The sequence below is a fragment of the Bacillus sp. GM2 genome (assembly GCF_056155945.1).
In genome coordinates this window covers 362,012-374,726 of sequence record NZ_JBRKSZ010000007.1, presented here as the reverse complement: position 1 = coordinate 374,726, position 12,715 = coordinate 362,012, and the positions used below count along the sequence as shown (strand labels likewise).

At 45.6% G+C, this 12,715-nt stretch carries 14 protein-coding genes and 2 pseudogenes; 5 read left to right on the top strand and 11 right to left on the bottom strand.

Going from position 1 to position 12,715, the window contains the following annotated elements; genetic code table 11:
• Positions 1–47 precede the first annotated feature (47 nt).
• The 4 genes and pseudogenes from ACVC9U_RS02835 to ACVC9U_RS02820 form a co-directional block, all read right to left on the bottom strand.
• A pseudogene (locus ACVC9U_RS02835) lies at positions 48–833 on the bottom strand (GH12 family glycosyl hydrolase domain-containing protein).
• A 182-nt stretch (positions 834–1,015) separates the two neighbouring features.
• Positions 1,016–2,305, bottom strand: a complete 1,290-nt coding sequence (locus ACVC9U_RS02830; RefSeq protein WP_020452754.1) for a hemolysin family protein — start codon at positions 2,303–2,305, stop codon at positions 1,016–1,018.
• Positions 2,306–2,355: 50 nt separating this feature from the next.
• Entirely contained in the window at positions 2,356–3,030 is a 675-nt protein-coding gene (locus ACVC9U_RS02825; protein WP_023856125.1) for a zinc metallopeptidase, read from the bottom strand.
• A gap of 99 nt (positions 3,031–3,129) precedes the next feature.
• Entirely contained in the window at positions 3,130–3,354 is a 225-nt protein-coding gene (locus ACVC9U_RS02820; protein WP_075751257.1) for a YuzI family membrane protein, read from the bottom strand.
• A 182-nt stretch (positions 3,355–3,536) separates the two neighbouring features.
• Between ACVC9U_RS02820 and ACVC9U_RS02815 the strand changes: the two genes are divergently transcribed.
• Both ACVC9U_RS02815 and ACVC9U_RS02810 read left to right on the top strand, forming a co-directional pair.
• The gene (locus ACVC9U_RS02815) at positions 3,537–3,791 is read left to right on the top strand and encodes a membrane-integrating protein MstX (protein WP_020452756.1); all 255 of its coding nucleotides are present in this window, start codon (positions 3,537–3,539) and stop codon (positions 3,789–3,791) included.
• Between the two features lie 38 nt (positions 3,792–3,829).
• Entirely contained in the window at positions 3,830–4,771 is a 942-nt protein-coding gene (locus tag ACVC9U_RS02810) for a potassium channel family protein (protein ID WP_441391214.1), read from the top strand.
• Here the strand turns inward: ACVC9U_RS02810 and ACVC9U_RS02805 are convergent.
• Together ACVC9U_RS02805 and ACVC9U_RS02800 are read right to left on the bottom strand one after the other, a co-directional pair.
• Positions 4,768–5,172 (bottom strand): YugN-like family protein, encoded by a 405-nt coding sequence (locus ACVC9U_RS02805; protein ID WP_075751259.1) that lies wholly within the window; start codon positions 5,170–5,172, stop codon positions 4,768–4,770. The two genes, ACVC9U_RS02810 and ACVC9U_RS02805, sit on opposite strands and share 4 nt — an antisense overlap.
• A 38-nt stretch (positions 5,173–5,210) precedes the next feature.
• A pseudogene (locus ACVC9U_RS02800) lies at positions 5,211–5,776 on the bottom strand (DUF421 domain-containing protein).
• 118 nt (positions 5,777–5,894) lie between these two features.
• On the opposite strand from ACVC9U_RS02800, the gene ACVC9U_RS02795 reads away from it, so the two are divergent.
• The gene (locus ACVC9U_RS02795) at positions 5,895–6,371 is read left to right on the top strand and encodes a TspO/MBR family protein (protein WP_075751260.1); all 477 of its coding nucleotides are present in this window, start codon (positions 5,895–5,897) and stop codon (positions 6,369–6,371) included.
• Positions 6,372–6,443: 72 nt separating this feature from the next.
• Positions 6,444–6,971 (top strand): GNAT family N-acetyltransferase, encoded by a 528-nt coding sequence (locus tag ACVC9U_RS02790; protein ID WP_441390107.1) that lies wholly within the window; start codon positions 6,444–6,446, stop codon positions 6,969–6,971.
• 21 nt (positions 6,972–6,992) lie between these two features.
• Here ACVC9U_RS02790 and ACVC9U_RS02785 read toward each other — a convergent pair whose 3' ends face one another.
• Entirely contained in the window at positions 6,993–8,345 is a 1,353-nt protein-coding gene (locus tag ACVC9U_RS02785) for a glucose-6-phosphate isomerase (RefSeq protein WP_020452762.1), read from the bottom strand.
• Positions 8,346–8,634: 289 nt separating this feature from the next.
• Complete coding sequence (locus ACVC9U_RS02780; RefSeq protein WP_441390106.1) at positions 8,635–9,798, bottom strand: iron-containing alcohol dehydrogenase; 1,164 nt, start codon at positions 9,796–9,798, stop codon at positions 8,635–8,637.
• Between the two features lie 142 nt (positions 9,799–9,940).
• On the opposite strand from ACVC9U_RS02780, the gene ACVC9U_RS02775 reads away from it, so the two are divergent.
• Entirely contained in the window at positions 9,941–10,177 is a 237-nt protein-coding gene (locus ACVC9U_RS02775) for a DUF378 domain-containing protein (RefSeq protein WP_003184789.1), read from the top strand.
• A 232-nt stretch (positions 10,178–10,409) separates the two neighbouring features.
• Here the strand turns inward: ACVC9U_RS02775 and yugI are convergent, their stop codons facing one another.
• The 3 genes from yugI to ACVC9U_RS02760 form a co-directional block, all read right to left on the bottom strand.
• Positions 10,410–10,799, bottom strand: a complete 390-nt coding sequence (yugI, locus tag ACVC9U_RS02770; protein ID WP_009329495.1) for a S1 domain-containing post-transcriptional regulator GSP13 — start codon at positions 10,797–10,799, stop codon at positions 10,410–10,412.
• 203 nt (positions 10,800–11,002) lie between these two features.
• Positions 11,003–12,175 (bottom strand): aminotransferase, encoded by a 1,173-nt coding sequence (locus ACVC9U_RS02765; protein WP_441390105.1) that lies wholly within the window; start codon positions 12,173–12,175, stop codon positions 11,003–11,005.
• Complete coding sequence (locus tag ACVC9U_RS02760) at positions 12,176–12,676, bottom strand: Lrp/AsnC family transcriptional regulator (protein WP_003184796.1); 501 nt, start codon at positions 12,674–12,676, stop codon at positions 12,176–12,178.
• Positions 12,677–12,715 lie beyond the last annotated feature (39 nt).

The following is a 12,715-nucleotide window of genomic DNA, read 5'->3' as shown; positions in this document are numbered from 1 at the left end:
GAATAAATTAAACACCGCTCTTTTTGTGAAAGAGCGGTGTGAATCCATCAGCGGACTGTTACGTCCCAATTGGAAATATTAATTTGTCCTGTGCCTCCGAAAACTTCCGTCCCGAATTCCACACTGCTGACATACTTTGTTTTGGAAAGCCAATGTTTGGAGTCGGCAAGATAATTCGTGAAATCCCGAACATTCAGGTTCGCACGTTGGGTGTTTGCCGTTCTGACAAATGAAAACACGTTCCATCCTTTGCCGCTTCCAGCATCAATATAGCCTTTATATACTTTCCAATTGTGCCCGCCGATCGAAACAGTTTCGACATAAGAACCGGCAGGTCCGGCATTTGTGTTATTGAGCCAGATCATAATCTCATCGGTTGGAGCCGAACCCCAGCTTGCCTTGTTTGTATTGTGGAGCCAAATGTCATATGCGGCATTGTAGGTGCCGTTCGCACTGATCGAATAGCTGACTTTCGTGTTGATGTTTTTTTGATCTGACAATCGGGTCGGGAAGCCGCTGCCCGCAGTATAGCCTTCAGTCCAATGCCAGCCGCTGACGATCGACGGATAAGCTTTTACTGTGCTTGTATTGCTCGGCCAATTCCATACCCAGCCCATGTCTGAATCATTGTTATGATAAATGGTCTGCCACCAGCCGCTGACCTAGTCGGCTCCCCAAACATTGTTGAATATGTAGTATTTTTTGTTTTTAAAATACAATTTATCCGACGGGTTTGATGACGAAGCAGCAAGCGCTGAGAGCGGCCCCGTCAGCAGCATGATACATACAGCTCCCCATAGCAGGATAGCTTTTAGCAAATGGTTGTTTCTCACGTATTGAAAACCTCCTCATATTTATACACCCTATTATAAAAAAGAACGAAACGGAGTACATTCGTAAAAAGTCATGAATTTCCATAGATATATCCTCTTATCTTTGAAAAGATATCCATTTTATTGAAATAAAGAACGGCCATCGAACTAAAAAACAGCCGCGGTCGCCCGCAGCTGTCTTTTTAAAATTCCGTTTTTTTCACTTCAATGAAACGGATATGATGATCTTCAGCATCAAGAATTTTAAATTCGCATCCCTCAGTTTTGAGGATGTCACCGTTTTTCAGCTCCATCTTTTGCGTCAGAAGCCAGCCAGCAATCGTATCGACTTCTTCGTTTTCAATCGCGATATGAAGGAGGTCATTCACTTCGTCGATTAAAGCCTTTCCGTCCATAATATAATGGTGTTCGCCTTTTTTTATAATGTGCGGCATTTCGTCCTGATCAAACTCATCCCTGATTTCCCCGACGATTTCCTCCAATATGTCTTCAACCGTAACCAGTCCTGCCGTTCCACCGTACTCATCAACAAGAATGGCCATATGAATCCGTTCCTTCTGCATGCGAATCAAGAGCTCCTGGATCGGTATGTTCTCAATCACCCTGATGACAGGCCTCATTAAGTCCGTTAAAGGAATCGTCTCGTCGAGAAAATACGATTTAAACAAATCCTTGCTGTTGACAATTCCGATAATATGATCTTTATCATCCTTAATGACCGGATATCTCGTATAGCGTTCATTAATGACGGTTTCAATCGCTTCTTTTATGGATTGATCGGCCAACAAGGTAGCCATCTCCGTTCTCGGCACCATGATTTCCCGGGCCAGTCTGTTGTCAAATTCAAAAATTTTGTTGACGTATTTATACTCAGACTGGTTGATTTCTCCTTTTTTATAGCTTTCAGACAGCATAAGCCGCAGCTCTTCCTCACTGATTGCCACTTCATGCTCTTTAACCGAATGGAACCCGAACAGCTTCGTTAACAGCCGAGCCGAGCCATTCAGCAGTTTGATAAACGGGAACATGATTTTATAAAATAAAATGAGCGGCTTCGCCGTCCATAAGCTGACGGCTTCCGCTTTTTGAATCGCAATCGTTTTTGGCGCAAGCTCGCCGACCACAACGTGCAAAAATGTAATGATGACAAAGGCGGTAACAATCGAAGCCACTCTTAAAACGGATTCAGGCAGGCCAAATAGTTCAAAAAGCGGATGGATGATCCTTTCGAATGTCGATTCTCCGAGCCAGCCGAGCCCTAATGCGGTGATGGTAATGCCGAGCTGGCAGGCAGACAAATATTCATCAAGATTTGTCACCACTCTTTTGGCGGCAATCGCCCGCTTATCCCCGCTTTCAACAAGCTGATCGATTTTTGTGCCGCGGATTTTGACGATCGCAAATTCGGCGACAACGAAAAAAGCCGTAGCTGCAATTAAAAGTATGACGAGTATGAGATTCAGGATATTCAAAAAAAGCCCTTACCAAATATGGTAAGGGGCCACCTCCTTAAGACGAATGGTTAGTCATTACGACCGGACAGGAAAATTGCGACGAAGCGCAGCAGCTCAAACAGCGAAACAAGCGCTGCAGCAACATATGTCAGAGCCGCGGCATCCAGCACCTTGCTGACGCCTCTTTCTTCCGTGTTGCGGATCATTCCTTCTGAAACGATGATCCTTTTTGCCCGGGAGCTTGCGTTAAATTCAACAGGCAGTGTCACAAGCTGAAAGAATACGGCCGCCGAAAACAAAATGATGCCGAGTCCGATCAGATTCAGGCTTCCGAGCAGCATTCCGCCGATAAACAAAAACGGCGCCACTCCCGAAGAAAAGTTCACGATCGGAAACATCTTATGCCTCAAAACAAGTGCGCCGTATGATTCCTGATGCTGCAGGGCATGTCCGCATTCATGGGAAGCAACGGAAACCGCTGCAATTGAACGCCCGTAATATACGGGTTCGGACAGGCGCACAACGCGTGCTGTCGGGTCATAATGGTCTGTCAAGGTTCCTCTTACCGGTTCAACCGGGATATCGTAAAGGCCGTTTTGGTCGAGAATCTGTCTGGCCACTTCGGCTCCAGTTCTCCCGCTTGACGCCTCTACTTTTGAATATTTTTCAAAGTTGCTCTTTACTTTAAATTGTGCCCAAATCGATAAACCTAATGCAGCAAATGTTAACAAGTAAAAAATCATGCTCATGCAATCATCTTCCCTCTTGTGATAAGTTGTTTAAAAATTGTAATTGTAAATATATTTTAGCCCGAGGGATTTCCTTTTGTACAGAAAAGTGCACTATTTGTTTCTTCGCGGCAAACAAACCCCGATAAAGATCAGCACCATTCCTGAAATCATGAAGTATAAAGGCGGCCTTGTGGACAGCTCCTTGAAAAACTCCCTCCAGAACACCTCATCAGAGGAATGATACACGGCGTTTAAATCAAAAATGAATTGAATGGATGCCGCCGCCATCAGCTGGACTCCGACCAGTATGAAAAAGAGCCTCATTAAACAGGACATTCCGCTCCCATCCCTCATTCGTTTATAAAAAGTGTATGGAAGGACGGGAACCGATATGACGCCGCAGCGAAAATCTTCAGCTCTACCGGTTATTGTCGGTTAACGAAGGTTTATTATTACCTGAAAAATTTTTTCAAAAGAGGGATATACTGATTAAAAAGGAAAACTCGGGTGGTGACACGGTGAAAGTAACGGATCAGGAAAAAGAACAGTTAAGCACGGCGATTGATAAAATGAATGAAGGACTTGATGCGTTCATTCTTCTCTATAACGAATCGGAAAAAGACGAGCAGCTGATCGAATTTGAAGAAGAAACGGCAGAAATGATCAGACAAGCCATTGAACAGCACGGGAAAGTAAGCACCAATCAAAAGTTAAATGCAATCATCAAAGAGATTTTATCATTTTCCCTGCGGAAAGACGGTGAAGAAACATGAAATCAAACCGTGTATTTATCGCATAGCTAAGGTGGCCGATATATGTCCGCATCGCAATCATTATCCTTTTATTGATCATCCTTTTCGGTCAGCTGATCACCTTCGTCGAGCCGCAGCAGTTTTCAAACGTTTTTGAAGGCGTATGGTGGGCGCTGATCACCGTCTCCACAGTCGGTTACGGCGATTTTGTCCCTGAAACCGCGCTCGGCAAAACCGTCGGCATGCTCCTTATTTTAATGGGGGCAGCGTTTGTCACGGCCTATTTTGCAACGATGGCGACGGCCGCTTTCAGCAAGCAGCAGCGCTACGCCGAAGGCAAGGTGAACTACAGAGGCAAGGGACATATGATCCTGATCGGCTGGAACGAGAAATCCAACAAGCTGATGAGGACGCTCCAGGCCGCCGATTCAAACAAAACGATCGTGCTCATTGATGAAACACTAAAGGAAGGCCCCCTGATGGAAAACATTCATTTCATCAGAGGACACGCTGCGGATGATGCCACACTGCAAAAAGCGAATATTGAAGAGGCTGAAATCGTCTTTATTACCGCCGATCAGCATAAAAGCGAAATATCTGCAGACATGCAGTCGGTCTTAACATTGCTGGCAGTTAAAGGCTTGAACCCGTCGGTGTATTGCGTTGTAGAAATCTTGACGGAAAAGCAGAAAAAAAATGCCGAGCGCGCCGGAGCGAACCAAATCATCAGTACGGCGGACCTTTTAAAAACAGCGATGCTGCAGCATTTTCTCATTAAAAATCAGCTTCCTGATCCGCTATTTAAGGAAGCCGATATTCATTTCAAAGTCCATCGGGTTCCGCTTCCGAAGACGATGGAAGGCGCGTCTTTTCAAGAAGTGATTCATCATTTCATGAAGGAAGACATTTTCGTCATCGGTGTCCAGCAAAAAGACGGGCCTGTGCTGTCTCCTTCATTTTCGTACAAGCTTCAGCCGACAGACCAGCTGCTGTCACTTTAAGAAAGAAGCGCCTTTTCGAGTTCTTTTACATACGATTGGCCAAGCTTTTCATAGACGCCGGGAATATCGGCGTCTTTTTCTTTCGGTTCGGCAAACTGGTCAAAAGATGCCCGAAAATTCCCCTGAACGACGTAGTCGTCCAGCGCTTCCTGATAGATGTGGCGAAGCAAAAATGGCGTGCCGAGCTTGACCGTCGCATTTTGCGAATCAAGCTGTCCGTCCTCCGCTTCAAACGGAATCCGCAAAAACAAGTATCCTTCCTCATCATCAATTTTATAGTCAAAAAAGCCGCGGTCATATTCCCAGCCGCCGCTGATCACATAGCCGAGAGGCTTGAGCGTCTGTTCGAGATGATAAAGAGAAAACGACCGGTTTTCCAGTTCAGAAGGTAAGCTTATCATGACAAAAACTCCTTTTTTCGTTTTTATACTTCAGGGCCCTAGCGCAATTGTTTATCAGGTTCGTGCAGGTGGCCTTCAGTGATTTCCTTAAACAGATTGTCCTCCGGCTGCTGCAGGTTGTTTTGCATGCGGAGGAATTTTTTATACTCTCCCATAGTAAAAGGCTTGGCGTCATCCGATAACTCGTAGCCGATCTGGCCGTTTGATTCGAGCGTTACGTTTTTCACGTCCGTTAACTTTGAAATCCCCTGTGTCCGGAGCCTCATTTCAGCTGGTCGACAGTCAGGCGGTGCTTTTTTAGGTTCTGCTCCTGAAGCTCGCCGTTTTCGATCAATACAACGGCTTTCCCCGCAATCAGGCTTTCAAAAAAATCAAACTTCATTTTAAAAAACTCGATCAACAGAAGGACGATGATAAAAATCGATGCAGCTGCCACCGTTTTAAAAATGCTGTCTTCAATGATCGGCTGAACGATGATCGTTCCGATGGAAATCATGACGACGGTGGTGGCTATTGTCATCTGCGAAATTGATTTCCTTCCCGAAATTCTCAGCAGAACAATACCCGTTAAGATGAGAAACAATGTTTCTAACACGAATAACATGACGTCACTCCAAACCGTTTTATTTTTTTAGTATGGATCAGAAGCTTGTGCGGTATGAGTATATTTGATCGAATTGGGAAAGACAAAGGTATGAGCTTATGACGGGGAGGAACTTCGAATGAGAAGAAAAAAATTAGCAACGGCTGTGATCGTGTTTATTGCTACATATGCACTGTTTTCACTGGCGGGCGTTTTATTTCCTGTAGACCGGGAATGGTATGAGTCATTGAACAAACCGGATTGGACACCGTCAGGCCGTTTGATCGGAACCATCTGGAGCGTGCTGTTCGCCTTCATTTCATTAGCGGCGGCGCTCGTGTATGCCGCATACGATCTGAGAAAAGCAGCGGCGTCATTTTGGATCATGCTGATCATTAACTATTTGTTTAACCAGGCATTCAGCTATTTTCAATTCACGGAAAAAAACGTACTTGCTGCCGCGGCCGACTCTTTTTTCGTAGCCATGACCGCTCTTGCGCTCGCCTTGATCACACGGCGCATTCATAAAACGGCAGCGATTCTCTTAGTCCCTTATGTGTTGTGGAGTTTTTTCGCGACTTATCTCGCATTTACGATTTACGGGATGAATCATTAGTTTAAAGAGCCCCCGCCGGCTATTGTCGTGATAAAATAAGGTAAACAGCTGTCACAGGGGGATCGGAATGGAATGAAGCACTACTTTCTGCAAACAACACGCATCGGCTTTTCTTTATGGGCTGAAGAGAATTTGAATTTGGCAAAGACATTGTGGGGAAATCGAGATGTGGCCAAATATCTGACAGCAGACGGAATCATGACCGATAGCGAAATAAGAAACCGTTTGCTGCTGGAGATCGAACAATACAATACACACGGGGTTCAATACTTCCCGATATTTAAAACAGGAAACAACGAATTTATCGGATGCTGCGGACTTCGCCCCTATGACCCGGAAAATGATGTGTACGAGCTTGGTTTTCATCTCGTCCGTTCGGCTTGGGGTAAAGGTTATGCATCTGAAGCGGCTGAGGGCATGATTGAATACGCATTTAACAAAATCCGGGCAAAAAAGCTGTTTGCGGGACATCACCCTGAAAATACAGCTTCACGAAAACGATTGGAAAAATTGAGATTCGTCTACACACATGACGAATTTTATCCGTCTACTGGACTTCAGCATCCGTCATACGAATTAAAACAGCCCCCGGGACATTAAGTCCGGAGGCTGTTTTTTCGTTTATTGATCCAAACGTTTCTCAAGCTCTGCTTTTTTCTCTTCGAAGCCAGGCTTGCCGAGGAGGGCGAACATATTGACTTTGTACGCTTCCACTCCAGGCTGGTCAAACGGGTTGACGCCGAGCAGGTATCCGCTCATTGCGCAGGCTTTTTCAAAGAAGTACACAAGGTAGCCGAACGTGTAAGCGTTCATTTCAGGTACGTTCACGATCAAGTTCGGCACATTACCGTCCGTGTGCGCGAGCATTGTGCCTTGGAACGCTTTTTTATTGACGAAGTCGACCGTTTTGCCGGCAAGATAGTTCAAGCCGTCAAGATCATTGTCCGCTTCTTCGATTGTCAGCTCGTGTCTTGGCTTTTCAACGTTCAGCACCGTTTCGAACATATCTCTTCTTCCTTCTTGTACGTATTGTCCAAGAGAGTGAAGATCAGTCGAGAAGTTGGCTGAAGATGGATAAATGCCTTTTTCGTCTTTTCCTTCACTTTCGCCAAAGAGCTGCTTCCACCATTCTGCGAAGTACTGAAGGCCCGGCTCGTAGTTGATCAGCATTTCAATCGTTTTGCCTTTGTTATAAAGGACGTTTCTGACGACCGCGTATTGGTAAGCCGGATTGTCTTCAAGCTCTGATGTGGAAAAGTCTTTGCTCGCATCGCGGGCGCCCTTCATCATTTCATCGATATCGGCTCCGCTGACTGCGATTGGAAGCAAGCCGACCGCTGTGAGCACAGAAAAGCGGCCCCCGACATCGTCAGGAATGATAAATGATTCAAAGCCTTCCTCATTCGCAAGCGTTTTTAATGCGCCCCGCTCTTTATCAGTTGTTGCATAAATGCGGCGTTTCGCTTCTTCTTTTCCATACTTTTCTTCAAGAAGCTTGCGGAAGATCCGGAAAGCAATCGCCGGTTCTGTCGTTGTGCCTGATTTAGAAATCACGTTGATTGAAAAATCAGCGTCTTCAAGAAGATCCATCACGTCTCTCATGTAAGAAGAGCTGATGTTGTTGCCGATGAAAATCACTTGCGGCGTTTTCCGCTTTTCTTTCGGCAGCACATTATAAAATGAATGATTCAGCATTTCGATCGCTGCTCTTGCGCCGAGGTACGAACCGCCGATTCCGACAACAAGCAAAACATCGGAATCATTTTGAATTTTTTCAGCGCACTTTTTAATGCGGGCGAATTCTTCTTTGTCATAGTCAGTCGGAAGATCCACCCAGCCTAAAAAGTCGCTGCCCGCACCTGTTTTTTCGTGAATGGTATGGTGGGCGACTTTCACGAAGTCACGCAGATATGTAAGTTCATGTTCTTTAAAGAAAGGCAATGCTCTTGAGTAGTCAAAACGGACATGCGTCATATTATTAAACCTCCAGTACTAGCTGTTTTCTTTCAAATACCCGCCAGCGCTTTCATTTTCATGAGAGTGCGGGCCAAAGGGTTTTAAAACATGTCGATTTTCGGCGACAGCCTCTTCCCTTTTCACTTTATATGAACTCCTTCGTTAAATCAAGTGACGAAAAAAAGGAGGATGGGGGCTGGCGCGCCAAAAACGCATGTTTTTCAGCCGCCACCCGCAGTTTTGTCAAAAACATAATAATAAACAACGGCTCAAGGAATGGCGGTTCTCCTTGAGCCGTCAAGAAGTCTTATAAAGAAGCCTTCAAAATAGACAGAACATCGTCTTTATTCAGCGTTTTAAAGCGGCCGAATTCGCCGTTTGCCATCGCTTTGTCGGCAATGAGATCCAGCTTCTCATCTGTGATGTCATAATCGGCAAGACGATTTGGCGCGCCAAGGCTGGTCCAGAATTCAGACAGTTTCTCGATTCCAACAAGCGCCACTTCACGATCGGTTTTTCCTGTTTCATCTACGTCAAAAACACGGACGGCAAGCTGTTTAAAGCGGCCGACATTCTCGGAAAGCGTGTGCTTCATCCAATTCGGGAACAGAATCGCAAGCCCTCCCGCATGCGGAATATCGTAGACTGCTGAAACAGCGTGCTCGATATTGTGCGTCGCCCAGTCTCCGCGTGCGCCCATTGATAGCATGCCGTTCAGCGCAATGGTGCCTGTATACAGAATCGTTTCGCGCAGATCATAGTTTTCAAGGTCTTCAATGAGCTTAGGAGCTGTTTCAATCACCGTTTTGAGCAGGGATTCGCACATCCGGTCCTGATAAGGGGTATTTTCGGTATGGTGAAAATATTGCTCAAACACGTGGGACATCATGTCGACAATGCCGTAAATCGTGTGGTCTTTCGGTACGGTAAATGTGTTGACAGGATCAAGAATTGAAAATTTAGGGAATACGAGCGGGCTTCCCCAGCCGTATTTTTCATTGGTTTCCCAATTTGTGATGACAGATCCCGAGTTCATTTCCGATCCTGTCGCTGCCAACGTTAAAACCGTTCCAAACGGCAGCGCATCAGCCGGAATATGTTTTTTTGTCACAATATCCCACGCATCTCCGTCGTATTTCGCTCCGGCGGCGATCGCTTTCGTACAATCGATCACACTTCCGCCGCCGACTGCCAATAAAAAGTCAATATCGTTCTCTTTGCAGATTGTGACTCCTTTATTCACAGTGGCAACACGCGGATTCGGTTCGACACCGGGCAATTCATGGACGGTCGCGCCTGCCTTTTCAAGGATTGAAATCACTTGATCGTATAAACCGTTTCGTTTAATGCTGCCTCCGCCGTATACGAGCAGGACATTGCGGCCGTAGTGTTTCACCTCTTCTGCCAGCTTTTCAACTTCTCCCCGGCCGAACATCAGCTTCGTGGGATTCCAATATGTAAAATTATCCATCTATATCTCCTCCTTTATTTACTATTATGGGAAATCGCCGAATGCCCTGTAAAGCGATCTGCTCCTCAGGCGTATAATGTTTCCAAATCGGTCGCAATCTATAAATGTGAAATATATGATTTCAAAATAGGAGGAATAACAAATGAATGCACTTCAACGTATTGCATTGGTTTTAACGATCATTGGAGCAATCAATTGGGGACTGATAGGATTTTTTCAATTTGACTTGGTTGCAGCCATTTTTGGCGGCCAAGGGTCTGCTTTAGCACGGACCGTTTACGCGCTTGTCGGAATCGCAGGTCTGATCAACCTCGGACTTTTATTTAAACCTGCTGAAGAGACCGCCGGCGAAGACGCCAAACAGCCGGAAATGCGTTAAAAAAACTCCGGCTTTTGCCGGAGTTTAAGATTGTTGACAAAATCCCAAAACGGCTTTTGTTTTGGGATTTTGTCATCCTTTCAGCGTGATTGAAAACCCTTGCAGTCTAGGAAGGCCGAGCATCGGAGCGGAGCGAATGTTGGAATTCGTGAGCACCGACGCGCAGGCCTGACAACGAATGCGAGGGTTTGTCGACACGCTGAAACTCCGGCTTTTGCCGGAGTTTTTTCATTTACTTCTTAATAAGATCTTTTCTGTTGGACTGCTCGATCCACTCTTCAAGTTTGTCTTTCAAAGTGTTGAATCCTTGTGGAGCAGCTGTATCTTCGGCTTGAACAGCCTTTTGTCTTCTAGGCTTGCTTTCTTTTCGTTCAGGAGCTGCCTGTGTAGCGCGGATAGAAAGGCTGATTTTGCCTTTTTCCTCATCTACGGAAAGAACCTTCACTTGCACCTCATCACCGACCGCCAAATGTTCATTAATATCTTTAACGAAACCGTGTGTTACTTCAGAAATATGCACGAGTCCCTGTGTTTCTTCATCTAATGCAACAAACGCTCCGTACGCCTGTAATCCAGTCACTTTACCAGTGTAAACACTGCCTACTTCAAACTTTGCTGTCATAACTAACAACTCCTAAATCATATGAATTTAACTCTTTTTATACGCAATAAAAAATTATATCATACAAGTCTTTATTAAGCAAAAAAACTTTTTTAAGCATTGTATGTTTAAAACCGAGCTGAAAGGGGAATACTAAAGAACAACTAAGGCTTTCTAGTATTCCCCCCCTTATGTTGATGCGGACCTTTCAGGTGCGCATTTTTTTATTTTACTGCACCGACCTTCTCCACAAAGCGCTTCATTCTGACGAGTGCTTCCTGAAGCTGTTCAAGCGAGGAAGCATAGGAACATCTGATATAGCCCTCGCCGCTCGGACCGAAAACATTGCCCGGGACGACGGCGACTTTTTCTGCCATGAGAAGCTCCTCAGCAAACTGTTCTGAACTCATGCCCGTTTTTTTAACGGACGGAAACGCGTAAAAAGCGCCCCCCGGCTGATGACAGTCAAGCCCGATCTCGTTCAGTGAATCCACAAATACATTCCTTCGGCGGCGATAGCTTTTTTTCATCTTTTCGACGTCTTCGAGACCGTTTTTAAGGGCTTCCTCCGCCGCAAATTGAGCCATGCTTGGCGCGCACATCATCGAGTACTGGTGAATTTTCAGCATAGGGTCCCTTAAATATGCAGGAGCTGCGACATATCCAAGGCGCCAGCCTGTCATGGCAAACCCTTTCGAAAAACCCGATATCAATATCGTCCGCTTTTTCATTCCGGCGATTTCCGCAAAGCTTGTATACGCTTCATCGTATGTCAGCTCGGCGTATATTTCATCCGCTATTACAATCAGGTCATGCTGTTCAGCAAAAGCCGCGATCTCTTCCAGTTCTTTTTTTGAATACACAGAGCCTGTCGGATTAGACGGGGTGCAAAGGATAATGGCCTTCGTACGTTCAGTCAGAACGGCTTCAAAATCGGCTGCACTCGCTTTAAATCCGCGCGCTGCGTTCGTGTGAATATGAACCGCTTTTCCCCCCGCCAAAGAAACAAGCGCTTCATAAGCGACAAAACAAGGCTCGGGAATCAGCACTTCTTCTCCGGGATCAAGGATCGCCCTGACCGCAATATCAAGCGCCTGGCTTGCTCCGACTGTGACAATCAGCTCGTCATCAGGAGCATAATCCAGATGAAAGCGTTTATTCAGATAAGCGCTGATCTCTTTCCGCAAAGAAAGAAGACCCGCGTTTGCCGTATATGACGTGTAGCCCTGTTCAAGGGAAAGGATGCTCGCTTCCCTGACATTCCACGCCGTTACAAAATCGGGCTCTCCGACGCCCAATGAAATCACGCCTTCCATTGTGGACGCAAGATCAAAAAATTTGCGGATGCCCGACGGTTTGATTTGCTGGGCTGCTTTCGAAATATAAGTTGTCCTCATTTAAGGAGACACCACGATTCTTTTGTCATCATCACCGGAGTCAAAAACTTTACCGTCATGCTTGTATTTCTTTAAAATAAAGTGGGTGGTTGTCGACACGACCGATTCGAGCGTCGATAATTTTTCGGACACGAAATGCGAAATATCCGACATCGTTCTGCCGCGGATGACAACAGACAGATCATATACGCCTGACATCAAGTAAACGGATTCAACTTCCTGAAAACGATAAATCCGCTCGGCCACTTCGTCAAATCCGACGCCGCGCTTCGGCGTTACTTTCACATCGATCATCGCTGTCACGCCTTCATGGCCGTCGACTTTTCGCCAGTCGATCATTGCAGAATAATCGATGATGACCTTTTCTTTTTCAAGCTTTTCAATAATCGCTTTTGTTTCTTCCTGTGAAATGTTCGCCATTTTAGCAATCGTTTCAGGTTCGAGGCGGCTGTTTTCCTCTAATATTTCCAATATTTCTGTTTCTTTTTCTGTTAGCTTCATCTCGTTATCACACCTTTTATATGTCAAGAAATCTTCTGA